Raw genomic sequence first — 19,455 nt, 5'->3', positions numbered from 1 at the left:
GGGCCCGCCCGGTTGCGGTGCCCGATACCGGCCGCGCGGTGAAAAAGCATCCACCGTCCCACCCCCAAGGGAGTACCGCCACCCATGACCGCCAATGAGGCAGACCCCGCCACCGAGGCGAAGAGCACCCGGCCCGAGGCTCCCGCCGAGGCCGCGAGTGACACACCCACCGGCACCCCCTTCCAGCCGCACCCCACCCTCCCCGAGGGGATGGGCGATCTCGACCGCCGTGCGATCGACACCGTGCGCGTGCTGGCGATGGATGCCGTGCAGAAGACCGGCAACGGCCACCCCGGCACCGCGATGAGCATGGCCCCCACCGCCTACCTGCTGTTCCAGAAGTGGCTGCGCCACGACCCGGGCGATCCGAACTGGGTCGGCCGTGACCGCTTCGTGCTGTCGATGGGGCACTCGAGCCTCACCTTGTACATCCAGCTCTTCCTCTCCGGCTACGGCCTGGAACTTTCCGATCTTCAGGCGCTTCGCACCTGGGGCTCTGCGACCCCGGGCCATCCCGAGGTCAACCACACACCGGGGGTGGAGACGACGACCGGCCCCCTCGGCCAGGGCGTCGGCAACGCCGTCGGCATGGCGATGGCCGCCCGCCGCGAGCGCGGTCTGCTGGACCCCGACACCCCCCAGGGCGAGAGCGTCTTCGACCACACGGTGTGGGCGTTCGCCTCCGACGGCGACCTGGAGGAGGGCGTCAGCGGCGAGGCGTCGTCGCTGGCCGGCACGCAGGAGCTGGGCAATCTGGTCCTGGTCTACGACGCCAACCGGATCTCGATCGAGGACGACACCGACATCGCGTTCACCGAGGACGTCGGCAAGCGGTACGAGGCGTACGGCTGGCACGTGCAGCACGTCGACGACGGCGAGGACCTGGCCGCGGTCGACCGCGCGCTGGCCGCTGCCCGGGCCGAGACGGGCCGCCCGTCGCTGATCGTGCTGCACACGATCATCGGCTGGCCCGCGCCGAACAAGCAGAACACCGGCGCGGCCCACGGATCCGCGCTGGGCGAGGACGAGGTCCGGGCGACCAAGGAGATCCTCGGCTTCGACCCCGACAAGACGTTCGAGGTCGACCCGGAGGTGCTCGAGCACGCCCGCCGGGTCGCCGAGCGCGGCGCGCAGGCGCACGCGACGTGGCAACAGCGCTTCGACGCGTGGCGGGCCGGCAACCCCGACGGTGCCGCACTGCTGGAGCGGCTGTCCACCCGTCGGCTGCCGCAGGGCTGGGCGGACGACCTGCCGGTCTGGGACGCCGATCCGAAGGGCGTGGCGACCCGGAAGGCTTCCGGCGAGGTCCTCGCCGCCCTGTACCCGGTCCTGCCGGAGCTGTGGGGTGGTTCGGCCGACCTGGCGGAGAGCAACAACACCGCGGTCAAGGGGGAGGCCTCGTTCCTGCCCGAGAACCGGCAGACCAAGATGTGGTCGGGCGGCCCGTACGGGCGCACGCTGCACTTCGGCGTCCGCGAGCACGCCATGGGCGCGATCATGAACGGCATCGCGCTGCACGGCGGGACCCGCGTGTACGGCGGCACGTTCCTGACCTTCTCCGACTACATGCGCGGTGCGGTGCGGCTGGCCGCGCTCATGCAGCTGCCGGTCACCTATGTGTGGACGCACGACTCCATCGGACTGGGCGAGGACGGCCCCACCCACCAGCCCATCGAGCACTACGCGGCGCTGCGGGCCATCCCCGGCCTGGACTTCGTCCGCCCGGCCGACGCCAACGAGACCGCGGTGGCCTGGCGCACCATCCTCGAGCACAACGACCGCCCGGCCGGACTCGCCCTGTCCCGGCAGAACCTGCCCGTCTTCGACCGCACCCGGTTCGCGTCGGCCGAGGGCGTCGCCCGGGGCGGCTATGTGCTGGCCGAAGCCTCCAGCGGCAGTCCCGAGGTCATCTTGATGGGCACCGGAAGCGAGGTGCAGATCGCCGTCGCCGCCCGGGAGACGCTGGAGGCAGACGGCATCCCGACGAGGGTCGTGTCACTGCCGTGCTGGGAGTGGTTCGCGGACCAGGACCGGGCCTACCGCGAGCAGGTGCTGCCGCCGGCGGTGCGCGCCCGGGTGAGCGTCGAGGCCGGCGTGCCCATGGGCTGGCGGGAGTTCGTCGGCGACGCCGGCCGCATCGTCGGCCTCGACCACTACGGCGCCAGCGCGGCCTACACCGTGCTGTACGAGCAGTTCGGGCTCACCGCGGACGCGGTCGTCGCCGCGGCCCGGGAAAGCCTTGCCGCCGCCGAGGCACCGCCGCTGGCCCCCGTCGGCCCGGACAGTTCCGGCGTCCTGCACGCCCCCACCGGCGATCGTTGACCCGCCGGCTCGTCTCCTCCTCTCGCGCTTCGCCCCGTGCTTCGAGCCAGGAAGGCACTGTCATGACACAGAACGAGAAGCTGGCCGAGCTGTCGGCAGCCGGGGTCGCCGTCTGGCTCGACGACCTCTCGCGCGACCGCATCCGCAGCGGCAATCTGCAGTCGCTGGTCGATGACTACTGCGTTGTGGGCGTCACCACGAACCCGACCATCTTCGCCGCCGCGATCAGCGGGTCGGACTCCTACGACGACCAGGTGCACGCGATGGCCGTCCGCAAGGTCAGCGTCGATGAGGCGCTGCGGACCATCACCGCCGCTGACGTCCGCGACGCCTGTGACCTGCTCGCTCCGGTGGCTCAGCGCACTGGCCGTGACGGCCGGGTGTCGCTCGAGGTGTCCCCCGGGGTGGCGCACGACACCGACGCCACGGCCGCGGAGGCGGCTCACCTGTGGTGGCTGGTCGACCGGCCCAACCTGTACATCAAGATCCCGGCGACGCAGGAGGGCCTGGCTGCGATCACCACGTCCATCGCACGCGGCATCAGCGTCAACGTCACCCTCATCTTCAGCCCCGAGCGGTACCGGGCGGTCATGGACGCCTACCTGTCCGGACTCGAGGAGCGTCTGCAGGCCGGCGGATCGCTGGACGGGATCGAGTCGGTGGCGTCCTTCTTCGTCTCCCGCGTGGACACCGAGATCGACAAGCGACTGGACGAGGCCGGCGCGGACCCCTCCCTCAAGGGCAAAGCCGCGGTGGCCAACGCACGGCTCGCCTACCAGGCCTACGAAGAGGTCTTCTCCTGCGACCGCTGGCGCGCACTGGAGGCGCAGGGCGCCAAGCCGCAGCGGCCGCTGTGGGCATCGACCGGCGTGAAGAACCAGGACTACCCCGACACCCTGTACGTCAGCGACCTCATCGCGCCGGACACCGTGAACACCATGCCGGAAAAGACTCTGAAGGCCTACGCCGACCACGGCCGCCCCGGCACGCCCATCCCGCAGACCTACGACGAGGCGGCGCAGGTCATGAAGGCCGTGGCCGATGCCGGTGTCGACCTCGACGACGTCTTCAAAGTCGTCGAGGACGAGGGCGTCAGGAAGTTCGCCGCCTCCTGGGACGAACTCACCAAGTCAGTCCGCTCACAGCTCGAAGACAGGAAGTGAACCAGCCCAACCAGTGCCACGGTCATCTACACCTCGGGCACCACCGGCCGCCCCAAGGGCTGCGTGCAACCGAGTGCGTGCGGTGTCGGCGCTGTGAACGGGCCGGCCATCACTCCCCCGCCCGCTGCCGCCGGTCCGGACGTATGCTGCACCCACCGAGGGCTATTCGCGCAGCGCTATCAGCGGTGCCGTTCCCGGCGAGTGACGAAGCGGGCAGCCGACCCCGGCTCCCGGGACGGGACCGCACGATGGAATCCAGCAGAACGCCCGCCGAAGCCCCGTTCGCGGACGAGGAACACACCTATCGCATGCCCCTGCCCCGTCTGGCCCTCGCCTCGGGCGTCAGCCACGGCCCGCTGGACGGTGCATGGTGGCCGCGCTGTGGCGCTCTGGAACTGGAACTGCCCTCGCTGGTCGCCGCGTTGGAGCCGGGTTGGGGTACCACGGTGTGCGTCACCGTGGACGCCGCCCAATGGCCCGACGTACCGCACAAGGTGATGGCGCCCGGCCGAGTGATCACCGTGGACCCGACGGATTCCGCGGGTGAGGAGCACGTCATCATCCTGGACTGCGACACCGTAGGACGCTGGGTGCTCCTGGTCGTCCCGCCGCGGTCTCCCGTCGGCACGGCCGCACGGCTGATGCGCGCCGCTGTCGACCCTGCGCTCCGCCTCGACGCGAGCGCGCTCCTGACCCACTGAGATGTCAGATATCTGTCATCTCTAAGGGAGAATTCAAGACGGGCAGAGGAAATTAGCCCTTCCTCACCGGCGAAGCAGAGTTACACAGCACTCCGAGGGGGATCAAAGTCTGTGCTCGCGAAGTAAGGTTTCACCTGGCCGCATGGTGAGGATTTTTGCCGCACCGTGTGGAGCAGAATTGCGTTTTGTGCACGGGCCGTTTCAGTGTGCTACTGTCAGTGCAAGTTGCAGTTGTGGTTCCCAAAACTTCAGGTGCCCCCACCCGGTTCTGCCGGATGGGAGCACTTCTGTATTTCCGGTCATTTCCGGCGGGGTAATCATCGCGGCGACTCGGTGTCCGCGCAGTGCGGATTCCGATGTACTGCCCCAAGGAGATATGACATGGCTGCTGGTACCGTGAAGTGGTTCAACGCGGAAAAGGGCTTCGGCTTCATCGAGCAGGACGGTGGCGGCGCTGACGTGTTCGCCCACTACTCGAACATTGCCGCGCAGGGCTTCCGTGAGCTGCTCGAAGGCCAGAAGGTCACCTTCGACATCGCGCAGGGCCAGAAGGGCCCGACGGCCGAGAACATCGTTCTCGCCTGACGCTCACGCACCATCTGTAGCTGGGGCCCGCATCCTTCGGGGTGCGGGCCCCAGCTGCACGCGTCTCCCGCGCCGGTTTCACCCGCGGGACTACGCGGAGGAATCCGCAGTCTCGACACACGCGACTCCTCCTTCAGGCGCGCAGGCGCATCCTGCGAGCTGTACCGCAGTCGACGCCCAGAACTCAAGGGCCTCCATTGCGTCCCTTTTCGGCGTCTGCGCCCCGGAGATTTCCGCCGGCCAGATCTGCTGTCTTTTGGCTTCGGTCCATACTTGTAATTCGTCGTGCCGCTCAACGCAGCGGGAATTCCTTGATATGTGCCGCATCGAGGAAGGTTCCGCATGAACCGCACACGCACGAACGACCGCTCCACCCGAGCCCGTCAGGGCGGTGCCGACGCCGGAAAGGGCAGCAGCCGCTTTACGACGCGTGCACCGCACCGTTCCGGCGGGCCTGCCCGTTCCGGCGGTTTCGGCCGCCGGCCCGCCGCGGTTCGCGGTGAGTTCGCGCCGCCGAAGACGATCACCCCCGCGCTGCCCGCCGTCGAGGCGTTCGCCGATCTCGCCATGCCCGCACAGCTCCTGGCCGAACTCGGCAAGCAGGGGGTGACCGTGCCGTTCCCGATCCAGGCAGCGACGCTGCCGAACTCCCTGGCGGGCCGTGACGTCCTGGGCCGCGGGCGCACCGGTTCCGGCAAGACCCTCGCCTTCGGCCTCGCCCTGCTCGCCCGTACCGCCGGACGGCGCGCTGAGCCCCGCCAGCCGCTGGGGCTGATCCTGGTCCCCACGCGTGAGCTGGCCCAGCAGGTGACCGACGCGCTCACGCCGTACGCCCGTTGTGTCGGGCTGCGGCTGGCCACGGTGGTGGGCGGGATGTCGATCGGCCGGCAGGCCGGCGCACTGCGCGGCGGGGCCGAGGTCGTCGTCGCGACGCCCGGACGGCTCAAGGACCTCATCGACCGCGGCGACTGCAGGCTGAACCACGTGGACATCACGGTGCTGGACGAGGCCGACCAGATGGCCGACATGGGCTTCATGCCGCAGGTCACCGCGCTGCTCGACCAGGTGCGTCCCAAGGGGCAGCGGATGCTGTTCTCCGCCACCTTGGACCGTAACGTCGACCTGCTGGTGCGCCGCTATCTGACCGACCCCGTCGTGCATTCGGTCGACCCCTCTGCCGGCGCGGTCACGACGATGGAACACCACGTCCTGCACGTCCACGGGGCCGACAAGCACGCCGCCACGACCGAGATCGCCGCCCGCGACGGCCGCGTGATCATGTTCCTGGACACCAAGCACGCCGTCGACCGGCTCACCCAGGACCTGCTCAACAGCGGGGTACGGGCCGCGGCGCTGCACGGCGGCAAGTCGCAGCCGCAGCGCACCCGCACGCTGGCGCAGTTCAAGACGGGACACGTCACCGTGCTGGTGGCGACCAATGTCGCGGCACGCGGCATCCACGTCGACAACCTCGACCTGGTCGTCAACGTCGACCCGCCGACCGACCACAAGGACTACCTCCACCGCGGAGGCCGCACCGCCCGCGCCGGCGAGTCCGGCAGCGTCGTCACGCTCGTCACCCCGAACCAGCGCCGCGGCATGGTCCGCCTCATGTCGGACGCCGGAATCCGGCCGCAGACCACCCAGGTCCGTTCGGGAGACGAGGCCCTGAGCCGGATCACCGGAGCCCAGGCCCCGTCCGGCATCCCGGTCGTCATCACCGTGCCGGTGGTCGAACGCCCCAAGCGCAGCGCTACCTCCCGTGGCCGGCGCCGCCCCTCCTCGGCGACCCGGCGCACCCCCGCACGCCGGCCCGCCCTCGACACCGTGGCCTAGACCTTGATGATCAGGAAGCCGACCCCTCTCGACAGGAGGCACCTTTTGACGCTGATTCAGATGCAGCCCCGCACGGCGGACGCCAACACCCTGCACAGGACGGCGGTGGACGTCATGGACGCGGCCGGACCGCAGGTCTGTGACGACATGAGCGTCGAGGTGGCGCTGGCCCTCATGGCCGCAGCACGCACGGACCGCCTGGTCGTCTGCGACCAGGACGACCAGCCCGTCGGCCTGGTGACCCGAACCGACCTCACCACCATCCGCGCAAGCGGCGCTCGCACGGACCGCGTCCGCCTGCGCGACCTGCGCGGCTTGCACGGATCGTTCACCCCGCTGACCACGGTGGCGAAGCCGAGCACGCGATGTGTTCCCCTCGCCTCGATGTTCCGCCAGTCGTAGCCGAGCAGAACAGCGCCCCGGGCACTTCCGAGGAACTCCTCGCCCCTGGTCGGACCGTCTTCCCTTCTTCCTGTGAGGCCACATGCGCTGCGTCATCGCCCGCTTCCCCTTCGAGCTCACCAAGGGCGGAGTGCTGGAATCGATGAAGGGCATCAAGCCCGAACCGGTCACCGGAGAATCGGTGATCATCGGCCGTCGCCACTACCCCGCCAAGCAAGTCGGCCACGTCATCACCCGCCAGGACCGCCGTGACTTCAGCGCCACCGAAGTCCTGCGGGCCATGACTCAGCTCGGCTTCACCTGCCGCGCCCTGCCCAAGGCCGCACCTTTGACCGTCCCGGGCTCGGTGCAGCACGCATCCGCGATGCTCGGCACTCCCGTGACGGTCTGACCGGGCAGCAGGCACCAGCCGACATCTGAGCAGCAGTGGGGGCCCGACCGGTGCACCGGTCGGGCCCCCACTGCGTGCGGCCTCCATGGCTGTGGAAGCCGTCGACCGGTGACGACACAGCGCCGCCGGCTGACCGAGGTCAGCCGGCGGGCCTGACTCAGGCGTCGATGATGACGGGGATGATGAGGGGCCTGCGGCGGTGGGTGCGGAACGCCCAGTTCGCCACGGCGCGGGCGACGAGTTGTTCGAGTTGGCGGGCGTCCCCGACGCCTTCCTCGGCCGCGGTGGCCAGGGTCTTCTCGATGACGGGGATGACCGGCTCGAAGGTGGCGTCGTCGTGGACGAAACCCCGGGCGAGGAAGTCCGGTGCCTCGGCGAGGGCGCCGGTGTCCGCGTCGACGATCGCCACCACCGTCACCACGCCTTCGGCGGCGAGGGTGAGACGGTCCTTGAGGGAGGCCTCGGTGGCGCCGCCGACCTCCATGCCGTCGACGTAGACGTTGCCGGCGGGGACCTTGCCGGTGATGGACGCGCGCCCGTCGACCAGGTCGACGACGACGCCGTCCTCGGCGATGACGACCCGTTCGGGATCGACGCCGGTACGGATGGCGAGGTCGCCGTTGGCCCGCAGGTGGCGCCATTCGCCGTGCACGGGCATGACGTTGCGGGGTTTGACGATGTTGTAGCAGTAGACGAGTTCGCCGGCGCTGGCGTGCCCGGAGACGTGCACCTTGGCGTTGCCCTTGTGGACCACGTGGGCGCCCCACCGGGTGAGTCCGTTGATGACGCGGTAGATGGCGTTCTCGTTGCCGGGGATGAGGGAGCTGGCGAGCAGGACGGTGTCGTCCTTGCCGATGCGGATCATGTGGTCGCGGTTGGCCATCCGTGACAGCGCGGCCATCGGCTCGCCCTGGGAGCCGGTGCACACCAGGGTGACCTTGTGGTCCGGGAGTTTCTCCAGCTCCTTGGTGCTCACGACCAGACCGGAGGGGACCTTCAGATAGCCGAGGTCACGGGCGATGCCCATGTTGCGGACCATCGACCGGCCGACGAAGGCGACCTTGCGGCCGTGCTGGTGGGCGGCGTCCAGGACCTGCTGGATGCGGTGCACATGGCTGGCGAAGCTGGAGACGATGACCCGGCGCGGCGCGGTGCGCATCACCTGCTCGATCGCCGGGTTCAGCTCCCGCTCGGAGGTGGTGAAGCCGGGGACTTCGGCGTTGGTGGAGTCGGTGAGGAACAGGTCCACGCCCTCCTCGCCCAGGCGGGCGAAGGCACGCAGATCGGTGATGCGGTCATCCAGAGGGAACTGGTCCATCTTGAAGTCGCCGGTGTGCAGCACCATCCCGGCCCGGGTGCGGATCGCGACCGCGAGACTGTCGGGGATGGAGTGGTTGACCGCCACGAACTCGCAGTCGAAGGGCCCGAAACCGCGCCGGTCGCCCTCGCGCACCCGTACCGTGCGCGGCCGGATGCCGTGCTCCTTGAGCTTGGCCTCCAAGAAAGCCAGCGTCAGCTTGGACCCGATGACGGGGATGTCGCGCCGTTCGCGCAGCAGGTACGGCACGCCGCCGATGTGGTCCTCGTGACCGTGGGTGAGGACGATGCCCACGACGTCGTCCAGCCGGTCCCTGATCGAGGTGAAGTCCGGCAGGATCACGTCCACGCCGGGCTGGGTCTCCTCGGGGAACAGCACGCCGCAGTCGACGATGAGCAGCTTGCCGGCGTGCTCGAAGACGGTCATGTTGCGGCCGATCTCCCCCAGGCCGCCCAGGGCGATGACCCGCAGCCCTCCTTCGGGAAGGGGCGGGGCGGCTTTCAGTTCGGGGTGCGGATGGCTCATACCCCTGACGGTACCCGGAGAGCGGGACGGGATGATCCATTGCCCGTACCAGCGCCCAGGTCTGCGGGCGTCTTCCCGGCCACGGGTACGGGTCCTCAGGGTGGGGCCGCGTGTCTGACGCGTACCGCCGGCCACGGAGGCGCGAAGGGCGGGGCTCATCGCCCCGCCCGCCGTGGTCGGCCCTCTGCCCGTTCAGGTTGAGGTGGTCGGCTGCTCGCGGTCTTGTGCGCGCAGTTGTTCGTTGATGCGCTGGGCTTCCTCGAGCTGGTCTTCGAGGATGATGATGCGGCAGGCGGCCTCGATGGGGGTGCCCTGGTCGACGAGTTCCCGTGCGCGGCCGGCGATGCGCAGCTGGTAGCGGGAGTAGCGGCGGCGGCCGCCCTCGGAGCGCAGCGGGGTGATCAGGCGGAGCTCGCCCAGGGTGCGCAGGAAGGCGGGGGTGGTGCCGAGCATCTCGGCGGCCCGTCCCATGGTGTAGGCGGGGTAGTCGTCGTCATCCAAGGGGGTGACGGAGCGGGAACTGCCAGGGGGCATAGACCTCTTCTTTCAACGGACGCGTCGAGGGGCCCGGACGCCATAGCGGCGCCCGGGCCCCGAGCTTTCAACACCATCTACCGGCCTGCTGCGCCGGCCTTGTGTATCCGCAGGGTCCGCCTGGGAGGGCGGGGCTGCGGGGATCGCGGATGCGTGACCGGGGACCACCTTCCAATCCGGGGCCTGCGGTACCCGGGCGGGCTACTTCCTTGCCCGGGCGATCCTGATGGCGTCTCGCTCCTTACTTTCGGTTACTCGGCTGTACTGCTGGATACCGCGGGTACTGCTCACGGCCCCTTCGCGGGGCTGTGTCCTTCTTGACCTGCCAGCACGGCAGTTCGTGTCTGCCGTGCCCTCTTCGACTTCCTGAGTACGAGCAGAACAGTACCCCTGTGGCGCTCCAATGTCTACTGCCGTCATGACAGGTTTTCTTTATGGGCAGTGCTTGGAGTCTTTACACGGGTGCATCCAGAAGAGTGGGGTCCCGGGTGAAGCCCGGCATGGTGAGGGCCGCCCCGCGCAGGGGTGGCGGTCGCCGACGGCGCTATGCAGTGGCGGCTGTCGCCCTGGGGGCAGCCGCCATCCGCAGGCCGACGTCCACGAGGGCCCAGCCGAGACGGGTACGGAGATCCCGCGAGGGGCGGGTCGCTGCGGCGAGACGGTGTTCATCGGCTTCGGCGCGGAGTTCGGCGGCGCGGGCATGGTGCAGGGCGAGGTGGTTGTCGGGGTGCATCGGGGCTCTGGCCTTTCACTCCGTCGTGAGGGGGAACGCGTGCGTGTGGATGCGTACCTGGGCGCTGTCGGCGTCGTCGTCCGTGGCCCGGTCGCGGTAGGTGTCGATGAGGGCGTGCATCTTCTCGACGAGTTCCTGGGTCAGTTCGGGGGTCAGCCGCAGTGTCGCGCTGCTCATGTCCCAGGTGCGGTTCCATTCCTCCGGCCACGTCTGGCGGTTGCCGAGCCAGGTCGACAGGTCCCGCGTCTGGGTGGTGGCGACTTCGTGGAGGTACAGGTCGGCGGCCCCGCGCACGTCCGGGCTGGCGTCGGTGAGGAGTGCGTCGTCGAAGCGCAGGCCTTTGTGGGCCGCCTTCCACCACCGCTCCCGGCCCTTGCCGCGCTCGGGGGCGTCCTCGATGAAGCCGTGCAGGGCGAGCTGTCGCAGGTGGTAGCTGGTCGCACCGCTTGATTCGCCCAGTCTGTCGGCGAGTTGGGACGCGGTGGCGGGGCCGCCGAAGCGCAGGGCGTCCAGCAGGCGCATGCGCAGCGGGTGTGCCAGGCCACGCAGGGATCGAGCATCGAGATTGCGAACCTGCGCATCGTGGGGCTCGTTCATGCTGCAAAGATAGCGATGCAAAGGAAGCATTGCAACGTATTCTTTGCATCATGTGGGGGTGAGCGCGCCTCAGGGTGTTTCTGGACGGCCCCCACCGGACCCACCGCAGTACGGATCGTGGTGCTCAGCGCGTCGCGGGAGCGTCCTCGGGCGGGGCCGGACGGTTCGTCGCGGCCTCACACCCGCCCCGTGCCCTTTGCCCTTCTGCCCCGGCACCGTGGTGGCGGCGCCGTGGCCGCTGCCTGCCGGCGGACTCGGCCGGCAGGAAGGTGATCAGCGCCTTTGGGCAGGACGGTGTCAGGCCTCAGCGGCCTGCCGCGCCGTCGGGTGGGGTGTCGCGGATGTCATGAGAAGAAAGGCGGCTGAGCCGGGGCGCGGGGATGGTCAGGGTGGCGTGGACGGCGACGGCCGCCGCGTAGCCGCGGTCCACGGGGATGTCCAGGAGGGTCCAGCCGGCGGGCGGGTGGGGGCCGTCGGGGGATCCGGAGCCGACGTAGTCGGCGGCCGGGTCGCGGCCGAGGCCGGTGCCCAGGCCCTTGAGGTAGGCCTCCTTGCGGGTCCACAGGCGAGCCAGGGCACGGGGCCGGCGCATCGGCGGCAGGGCCTGGATCTCCGCCTGTTCGGCCGGGTGCAGCATGGCGGCGAGTTCGGTGGCGCTGGCGGGGTCGGCGATCAGGTCCACGTCCACGCCGATGGGGGCCACCGCCGTGCCCATCAGGACGAGGTCGCCCCGGTGGGAGAGCGAGAAGTGCAGTTCGCGGGTGGCGCCCAGGACGGTCGGCCGGCCGTGCGGTCCGCCGCAGCACGGGCAGGTCTCACGGCCGTAGCGGATGTCCTGGGGCCGGGTGTCGAGGTAGGTGGAGAGCAGCCGGCGCAGCGCCAGGTGGGCCGTGGTGAAGCGGATCCGGTCGTCGGCGTGGGCGAGTTCGGCGGCGCGCCGGCGTTCGCCGTCGTCCAGTACGGCGGTGTCGAGGGCAATGCCGCGGACGTCGGGGACTCTGAGGAGGTACAGGTCCAGGGATCCGGGGTGGGGCAGGGGCCGGCCGGGGGGCACCGTGAGCAGGGGGGCGGTCGCGGGGGGCGGGGAACCGCTCATGGATCACTCACCGGCCCCTTCTGGTTGTCGGTGTCGGACGGCAGGGGTGGTGCGGTGGGCAGGTCGCGGCGGGTGCGCAGCGGGCCGGCCAGCAGCAGGGCGGAGCTGACCGCGAGGCCGCCGGTGAGCAGCCACAGTGCGGGCCGGACGCCGAGCGCGCTGCCGAGGATGCCGCCGAGGAGGGAGCCGATGGGGATGGCGCCGAAGTTGGCGACCGACATGCTCGCGGTGATGCGGCCGAGCAGGTGCGGCGGGCAGTACTGCTGGCGGAAGGTGCCCTGGATGACGTTGGCGGAGACCACGCCGAGGGCGAGGACCGCGCCGCCGAGGGCGAGCAGGACGACCCGCCAGCCGGGTTGGGCCAGCGGGATGAGCAGGCCGAAGGGTGCGGTGGCGAACTTGGCCAGCAGCATGCCGCGGGCGGAGCCGAAGCGCCTTGCCAGGCGGCCGGCGACGACGGCGCCGAGCAGGCCGCCGACGCTGGCGCCGGCCAGCAGCCAGCCCACTGCGGACGGGCCGACGCCCAGGTCGCGTACCAGGAAGACGGTGAGGAGGGCCTGGTAGCCGGTGAGCAGCAGGTTGGTGACGGTGCCGTAGGCGGTCAGGACGCGCAGGTAGGGGTCGCGCAGGGTGTAGTGCAGGCCGTCGCTGACGTCCTGGCGCAGCGCGCGGGGTGCGGCGGGCGCGGTGGGGCGGGGTTCGGTGCTGCGGATGCCGAGCAGGCACAGGGTGGAGGCGAGGAAGGTCGCGGCGTCGACGAGGAGGCCGCTGACCGCGCCGAACACCCCGGCCAGCATGCCTCCGCCGCCGAGCCCGGCGAGCTGGGCGGCGGACTCGCTGCCCTGGAGTTTGGCGTTGGCCTCGGCGAGGTCCTCACGGTCCACCACCGAGGGCAGGTAGACACGGTAGGCGATGGAGAAGAAGACGTTGGCCAGCCCGGTCAGCAGCGCGACCACCAGCAGCTGGGTCATGGTCAGGGCGTCCAGCCAGGCCGCCAGCGGCACGCTCGCCAGCAGCAGCATGGAGCCCAGGTTGCAGGCCAGCATCAGCGGGCGGCGCGGCAGCCGGTCCACCCAGGCTCCGGCGGGCAGGCCGACCAGCAGCCAGGGCAGCCAGGCCGCGGCGGCCAGCGCGCTCACCCAGAAGGTGCTCGCGTCCAGGGTGACGACCGCGACCAGCGGCATGGCGACGCCGGTGATGTTGCTGCCGAAGCGGCTCATGGTCTCGCCCGCCCACAGCAGCCGGAAGTCCCGCCGGCGCAGCAGTCCGCCACGCGGCCGGGGCGGGGTGACGGTGGTGGTCCTCATCGCTGGATCATCACCCGGTTCACGTCGTCGGTGAGGCGGTCGGCGGCCGCGGTCCAGCGTGCCCGGCGCGCGTCGAACTCCGATGTTACGGCGGCCAGTTGTGCGCGTGCCTGGGTCAGGGCGGCCTCGGGTGCGGTGCCGCCGGGTCCGCCGCCGTGGGCGCAGGCGGCGGCGACCGTCTCCGGCTCCAGCCAGTGGTCGGGATATCCGGCGGCCGCGCCGGCCACGGCGGGCTGTGCGCGGGCCGCATCCGACAGCGGGAGGCCGCCGTCCAGGGCGCCAAGGACGGTCTCGCCGACGAGGTGGTGGGCGGTGCGGAAGGGCATGCCGTCCACGACGAGGCGTTCGGCGAGGTAGGTGGCGGCGGTGAAGCCGTCGCGGGCCCGGGCCGTCATACGCGCCCGGTCGGGTTCGGCGCCGGCGACGACCAGGCGCAGCAGGGTCGCGGCCTCCTCGGTGCCGGCCAGGCCGGGCCACAGGTGGCGTACGGCCTCGGTGCCGACGGCGATGGCGTTGGTGTAGCCGGCGGTGGACATGGCGGTGGCGGCGCCGGTGAAGCCGGCCAGGGCGGCGCTGGAGCGGCCCTGGATGTGCTCCAGCAGGAAGGGGTTGCGTTTTTGCGGCATCATCGAGCTGGAGCCGACCAGGTCGTCGGCCATCCTCAGCAGCCCGAACTCCTCGGTGGTCCACCAGGTCAGGTCGCGGGCGATGCGGGCCATGAGCACCCCGAGCACGGCGGCGGCCGACAGCAAGCGCAGCACGAAGTCGCGGGAGGCGACGGCGTCGACCGAGTTCGCCGACGCGCCGGTGAACCCCAGGAGTTCGGCGGTGCGCGCGGGGTCGACGGGCACGGAGGTGCCGCCGACGGCGCCCGCGCCGAGCGGGTTGATGTCGATCTCGCCGCCCGCGTCGAGCAGGTCCCCGGCCGAGCGCAGCACCGCCCCGGCGACGCCGCACAGGTAGTGGCCGTAGCTGATGGGGACCGCGGGCTGGCCGTGTGTGTAGGCGGGCATGGTGACGGCGCGGTAGCGCTCGGCCTTCTCGAGCAGGACCTCGGCGAGTTCCAGCGTCTCGGCGAGCAGCCGGGCATAGGGGGTGCGTACCCGCAGCCGTACGGTGGTGGCGTTGAGGTCGTTGCGGGAGCGGCCAGTGTGCAGCACGCCGCCGGTCTCCTGGCCGAGCCGGTCCACGAGCCAGCCCTCGTAGGCCAGGTACAGCCCGCGCGGCATGGGGCGCTCCCGGACGGGTGCGAAGTCGTCGGCGCGCAGGGCCTCGATGGTATCCAGCAGCGCCCCGGCGCGGGCGGCGTCGACGATGCCGCGTTCGGCGAGCATGACCAGGTGGGCCCGGTCCACCTCGCTGATCAGCCGCAGTTCCTGCCCGATCGGGTCGTCGGCGCCGGGCCGGTACTGGTCGTAGACGATGCGGTGGGCGCGGGCGTCGAGCGCGGTGCGCAGCCGCCCGGTGTCCACGCCCTGCGCCTGGCCGGCGTGCGGTGTGGTGGTCATACCGGCGCTCCCTGCCTGACCGGGGTGGATTCCAGGGCGGTGGCCAGGCCCAGGGCCCGGGCGGTGTCGGCCGCTTCCGCCGATGCGGCCGGGTCGGCGGCGACGGCGATGACGTGGCCGAGCCGGCCGCGGAAGTCCTCGGCCGGTGCGACCCGGGTGCCGGGTGGGCGGTAGAGGGCGGCGTCCACCACGGCGGGCACGGCGAGCGCGGCGGCCTCGGCGGCGTCGGTGTCCCCCAGGACGGCGTGGGCGTCGGCGGTGAGGAAGCGGATGGAGGCGGCGCCCGCGCCGGTGCTGGTGTCGGTGAGGTCGACGGGCAGGCCGAGTCCGGCGCGCACCTGGGCGCCGACCAGGTCAATGCCCCGGGCGCGGCGCACCAGTTCCGGGATCATCCCGCCGGCCAGGCGCGGATTGACCTCGATGACGCGGGCCACGCCGCCGTCCAGGCGCAGTTCGACGTGGGCGGCGCCCCAGCCCAGGCCGAGGGCCTTGACGGCGTGCACGGCGCTGTCGACGAGGGCGGCGGCCTGGGGCGCGGGCAGCACGGCCGGCACGTCGTGGCCCGTCTCCACGAAGACCGGCGGTGCGCCGACGTGCTTGGCGACGCTGACCACGGCGTGCTCGCCGAAGACCTCGACGGAGAACTCCGGCCCGGTGAGGTACTGCTCCACCAGGATCCGGGCGGGCGTTTTCAGCCCGCGCTCGTTGACCGTGGCGGCCAGCAACTCGCGTGCGTGCGCGGCGACTTCGCCGGCGTCCCGGCACAGGCGCACGCCCAGGCTGCCGGAGCCCTGCACCGGCTTGACGACCACCTCGCCGCCCAACCACTGGGCGGCGGCGACCGCCTCGGCGACCTCGCCGGCCACCGAGAACCAGGGCACGGGCACGCCCGCCTGGGCCAGGGTGCGGCGCTGGAGGGACTTGTCGCGGCAGGCGCGCACCGCGTCGGCCGACGGCCCCGCCAGGGCGAGCCGGGCGGCCAGGTCGGCGGCGGTGGCGACGTAGTACTCGGAGCTGGACAGCACCCCGGCGATGCGCGCGGTGGCGGCGAGGTGCTGGACGGCCGTCCACAGGGCGTCGTCGTCCGCGGTGTCCACGACGATGGTGCGCAGGCCGTCCTGGGCGGCGTAGGGGTAGCGGGCGGGGTCTGCGCTCAGCAGCACCGGCTCGGCGCCCAGGGCGCGGGCCCGTTGCGCGAACTGGCGGCCCGTACCGGTGGTGTTGGACTCGATGAACAACAGCAGCGGGGTGTTCATGCGCCGGCCTCCGGCATCATCACGTCGTCGAAGGCGCGCCGCGCCCACACCAGGCGGGACCAGGTCGACGGGGCGTCCAGGGGGTGGGTGACGGTGGTGGGGCCGTGCGGGGCGGGGGCCGGTTCGATGCCCTGCTCGCGCAGCCAGTCGGAGTTGTAGACGGTCGACTGGTAGCGGTAGCCCTCGTCGGGCAGCACCATGACGACCTTGCTGTCGGGGTTGCGGGCGGCCCACCAGGAGGCGACCTGGAAGGAGGCGCCGCTGGTGGGGCCCATGAACAGGCCGTGGGTGCGGAACAGTTCGTGGGTGGCGTGGAAGGCCTCGGCCGCGGTGACCCAGTGCACCTCGTCGTAGGCGGCGTGGCGCACGTTGCCCGGGTGGATGCTGCTGCCCAGGCCGCGCAGGGTGCGCGGGCCGTCGGGGGTGCCGAAGATGATCGAGCCGTGGGTGTCGACGCCGACCAGGTGCAGGGCGGGGTCGGCGGGGCGCAGGGCGGCGGCCAGGCCTCCGGTGGATCCGCCGGAGCCGACCGGTCCGACCAGGCAGTCCACCGAGCCGACGGTCTCCTCGATCAGCTGGGCGACGACCGCGTAGGCGCCGGGGTTGTCGGGGTTGTCGTACTGGCCGGGCACGAAGCTGTCCGGGTGCAGCCGGCGCAGTTCCTCCACGCGGGCCAGGCGGGCGCCCTGGATGCCGCCGGGCTGGCCGGCGTACTCGACGATCTCGACGGTGGCGCCCAGCATCTGAAGCCGGTTGCGCAGGTCCCGGTCGATCGCGGAGTCCCCGACGATGGTCAGGTCGTAGCCGCGCAGCCGGCACACCATCGCAAGCCCCAGCGCGAAGGTGCCGGAGGAGGTCTCGATGATCCGGGTGCCGGGCCGCAGCTGCCCCGAGGCCTCCGCGCGGTCGACGATGAACCGTGCGGGCAGCAGCTTCATCAGGCTGAACGCGGCGGCGTAGAGGTTGTCGGTCACCTGGATGATGCGGGGCAGCTCGGTGGCGTCCACCACCGAGTCGTGCACCCGCGCGGCGCCCGCGATCGTGGAAGTGGTCATGTGTCAGTCACCCGTCGTGAAGATCCACTGCTCGTGGATGCCGATGTTGTGCAGCAGTCGCCGGCCGTGCTCGGTGCGGGCGTCGACCTCCGGGTCGTCGCGGTCGTACAGCAGTCCGGCGATGTCCCCGCTGTGCGCGGCCTGGATGCCCAGGGCCCCGGTCTCCCGCTCGATGGCGCGCAGGCTCTCCAGGAGCGGGATGGGCAGGTGCCGCTGGTTGATCTCGGTGCTGGCGGTGGCCACCGCGCCGACCAGGGCGACGTCCTTGGTGTGGATGGCCTCGCGCAGCATCGCGTGCAGTTCGGCGAAGGCCCCGGCCTCGGTGTCGTCGTAGCGGGCCGGCGGGAAGGCGAGGGTGTCGACGCCCTTGCCGTCGTTGTCGGGCCGGGAGCCGAAGCCGAGGACCCGCACGGCCGGGATCCGGTAGCCGAAGTCCTCGATGACCTTGCCCTCGCGCTGCGCGAACAGCACCGAACTCTCCTTGAACATCAGGGAGTCGGAGGCGGTCTCCGCGCGCACCGCGATCCGCGCGACGCACTCCGGCGGCAGCGGGCTGACCAGAGCGTCCTGGACGGCCCAGATCGCGGCCAGCACGTCACTGGTCGAGGAGCCGAAACCGCGGCACAGCGGCACATCACCGGTCAGTTCCAGATGCCCGCCGACCGGCCCCTGCCCGGGCCCGACACAGGCCTCGACGGCGAGCTGCGCCGCGCGCCGCGCCTTGGACTTCCAGGCCGGGGAAACGGTCAGCTCCCCGCCCCGGGCGGGCTGGAAGGACGCCTGGGTGGTGTGGACGGTGCAGGGCATCGTGACCAGCCCGCGGGTGAGCTGGCCCTCGTGCGCAAAGACGCCCTGGAGTATTTCGCCGTGATGTATCGGCGCGGAAGCGACGCCGACGCGCCAACCGGAATGATCCACCATGTCCTTGACTTCCTCTGGGGGCCGGACCGGACCGCTGACTGGGCCTGGCCGATCATGCGGACCCCTTCACGCTAAGCAGCGGCGGACGCCGGATCCGGCTGCTGAAGCGGCAGTCTGCGGGCAGTTCACGGCCGGCGGCACCACGCGACGGCCCGGCGGGAGCGTCGCGGACACGCCGCCCGGCCCGGCGGGAGCGTCGCGGACACGCCGCGGGGCCCGTACGGCGTGTGCACCGTACGGGCCCTTGAGGGGTGTGCCGTCGGGTCAGATGCGCGCCGGCCGCAGCCGGCGGGCGAGCACCTGCCCGATCGCCCGCAGCGGCTCCGCCTCGGTCATCGCCGCGTGCTCGCAGTCCACCGCGAACTCCTCGATACGGCCCCCCACATACGGTGCCCAGGCCGCCGACCCCGACGTGGCCGCCGGGGTGCCGGTCGCGTCGAAGAACAGCGCGTCGCCGCCGAAGCGCACCTGCGGCACGTACCGGTAGCGCATCCGCAGGTTGTCCAGGGTCGCCGCCACCACGGCCGCCGCCTGCGCGTGCTCCAGACCCGCGAGCACCGGGTCCGACTGCCGCAGCGCCTCGGCGAGTTCGGCCACGTCCGGCACCGAGTCCGCGCACCGCACCGGCACCGACTCGCCCCGGCTGCCCAGCAGGGCGGTCAGCACGTGCCGGCCGTCGATCTCGGGCGCCCGGAACCCCTCGGGCAGCGGATAGGAGTCGAGCAGCGCCAGCAGCGCCACCTCCTCCCCCGCCGCTTCGAGACGAGCGGCGACGGCGTGTGCGACGAGCCCGCCGAAGGACCAGCCGAGCAGGTGGTACGGGCCGTGCGGCTGCACCTTGCGGATCTCGGCGAGGTAGTCGTCCGCCATCTCCTCGACGGAGCCCGGCGCCTGCCGGGTGCCGCCGAGCCGGCGCGCCTGGAGGGCGATCAGGGGCCGGTCGGCGCCCAGGTGCGGCAGCAGTCCGGCGTACCCCCAGCTCACCCCGGAGACGGCGTGCACGCAGAACAGGGGGGCCGCCTGCGCGTCCCGGCCGGTCGCCGCCCTGATCGGCAGCACGGTGTCGAGCGGGTTGCCGCCGCTGCCCGCCGCGATGTGCTCGGCGAGCAGCGCCGGGGTGGGGCTCTGGAACAGATCGCGGATGGTGACGCGGGTGTCCCACACGGTGCGGATACGGCTGATCAGCCGGGTGGCGAGGAGGGAGT

At 71.6% G+C, this 19,455-nt stretch carries 17 protein-coding genes; 7 read left to right on the top strand and 10 right to left on the bottom strand.

Features of this window, described 5'->3' with window-relative positions; all coding sequences use genetic code 11:
* The first annotated feature begins 84 nt into the window (after nt 1-84).
* The 7 genes from tkt (at nt 85) to M8J74_RS18835 (ending at nt 7,400) form a co-directional block, all read left to right on the top strand.
* Nucleotides 85-2,322, top strand: coding sequence for a transketolase (gene tkt, locus M8J74_RS18865; protein ID WP_372500209.1), 2,238 nt, complete (start codon nt 85-87; stop codon nt 2,320-2,322).
* A 62-nt stretch (nt 2,323-2,384) separates the two neighbouring features.
* Entirely contained in the window at nt 2,385-3,485 is a 1,101-nt protein-coding gene (tal, locus tag M8J74_RS18860; RefSeq protein WP_249837555.1) for a transaldolase, read from the top strand.
* A 248-nt stretch (nt 3,486-3,733) separates the two neighbouring features.
* Nucleotides 3,734-4,186, top strand: a complete 453-nt coding sequence (locus tag M8J74_RS18855) for a DUF5994 family protein (protein WP_249837554.1) — start codon at nt 3,734-3,736, stop codon at nt 4,184-4,186.
* A gap of 381 nt (nt 4,187-4,567) precedes the next feature.
* Nucleotides 4,568-4,771 (top strand): cold-shock protein, encoded by a 204-nt coding sequence (locus M8J74_RS18850; RefSeq protein WP_014145516.1) that lies wholly within the window; start codon nt 4,568-4,570, stop codon nt 4,769-4,771.
* A gap of 342 nt (nt 4,772-5,113) precedes the next feature.
* A complete protein-coding gene (locus tag M8J74_RS18845) occupies nt 5,114-6,607 on the top strand; it encodes a DEAD/DEAH box helicase (protein ID WP_249837553.1) in 1,494 nt (497 codons plus the stop codon).
* A gap of 60 nt (nt 6,608-6,667) precedes the next feature.
* On the top strand, nt 6,668-7,009 hold the full coding sequence (locus M8J74_RS44540; RefSeq protein ID WP_308406068.1) for a CBS domain-containing protein: 342 nt from the start codon (nt 6,668-6,670) through the stop codon (nt 7,007-7,009).
* Nucleotides 7,010-7,091: 82 nt separating this feature from the next.
* Nucleotides 7,092-7,400: an SCO5918 family protein gene (locus M8J74_RS18835; protein WP_249837552.1), complete on the top strand. Its 309-nt coding sequence runs from the start codon at nt 7,092-7,094 to the stop codon at nt 7,398-7,400.
* A gap of 157 nt (nt 7,401-7,557) precedes the next feature.
* Here the strand turns inward: M8J74_RS18835 and M8J74_RS18830 are convergent, their stop codons facing one another.
* The 10 genes from M8J74_RS18830 to M8J74_RS18775 form a co-directional block, all read right to left on the bottom strand.
* Nucleotides 7,558-9,243: a ribonuclease J gene (locus M8J74_RS18830; protein ID WP_249837551.1), complete on the bottom strand. Its 1,686-nt coding sequence runs from the start codon at nt 9,241-9,243 to the stop codon at nt 7,558-7,560.
* Nucleotides 9,244-9,435: 192 nt separating this feature from the next.
* Nucleotides 9,436-9,777 (bottom strand): MerR family transcriptional regulator, encoded by a 342-nt coding sequence (locus M8J74_RS18825; protein WP_249837550.1) that lies wholly within the window; start codon nt 9,775-9,777, stop codon nt 9,436-9,438.
* A gap of 748 nt (nt 9,778-10,525) precedes the next feature.
* Nucleotides 10,526-11,107: an ArsR/SmtB family transcription factor gene (locus M8J74_RS18815; protein WP_249837548.1), complete on the bottom strand. Its 582-nt coding sequence runs from the start codon at nt 11,105-11,107 to the stop codon at nt 10,526-10,528.
* Nucleotides 11,108-11,411: 304 nt separating this feature from the next.
* Nucleotides 11,412-12,203 (bottom strand): 4'-phosphopantetheinyl transferase family protein, encoded by a 792-nt coding sequence (locus M8J74_RS18810; protein WP_249837547.1) that lies wholly within the window; start codon nt 12,201-12,203, stop codon nt 11,412-11,414.
* A complete protein-coding gene (locus M8J74_RS18805) occupies nt 12,200-13,510 on the bottom strand; it encodes an MFS transporter (protein ID WP_249837546.1) in 1,311 nt (436 codons plus the stop codon). Before M8J74_RS18805 ends, M8J74_RS18810 begins: the two co-directional genes overlap by 4 nt.
* Nucleotides 13,507-15,018: an argininosuccinate lyase gene (locus M8J74_RS44535; protein WP_283948307.1), complete on the bottom strand. Its 1,512-nt coding sequence runs from the start codon at nt 15,016-15,018 to the stop codon at nt 13,507-13,509. Before M8J74_RS44535 ends, M8J74_RS18805 begins: the two co-directional genes overlap by 4 nt.
* Entirely contained in the window at nt 15,015-16,274 is a 1,260-nt protein-coding gene (locus tag M8J74_RS18790; RefSeq protein ID WP_249837545.1) for an ATP-grasp domain-containing protein, read from the bottom strand. The genes M8J74_RS44535 and M8J74_RS18790 overlap by 4 nt, the downstream gene beginning before the upstream one ends.
* A complete protein-coding gene (locus M8J74_RS18785; protein WP_249837544.1) occupies nt 16,271-17,329 on the bottom strand; it encodes a PLP-dependent cysteine synthase family protein in 1,059 nt (352 codons plus the stop codon). The genes M8J74_RS18790 and M8J74_RS18785 overlap by 4 nt, the downstream gene beginning before the upstream one ends.
* A 3-nt stretch (nt 17,330-17,332) precedes the next feature.
* The gene (locus M8J74_RS18780; protein ID WP_249837543.1) at nt 17,333-18,250 is read right to left on the bottom strand and encodes a GHMP family kinase ATP-binding protein; all 918 of its coding nucleotides are present in this window, start codon (nt 18,248-18,250) and stop codon (nt 17,333-17,335) included.
* A gap of 264 nt (nt 18,251-18,514) precedes the next feature.
* Nucleotides 18,515-19,455, bottom strand: a 941-nt coding sequence (locus M8J74_RS18775) for an alpha/beta fold hydrolase (RefSeq protein WP_249837542.1), incomplete at its 5' end; no start/stop codon positions are given.

Origin of the sequence: Streptomyces panaciradicis (assembly GCF_023516615.1) — a bacterium.
Lineage (GTDB): Bacteria > Actinomycetota > Actinomycetes > Streptomycetales > Streptomycetaceae > Streptomyces > Streptomyces panaciradicis.
Note: the sequence above shows the minus strand (reverse complement) of the source record. Positions and strands in the feature narration are given on the sequence as shown.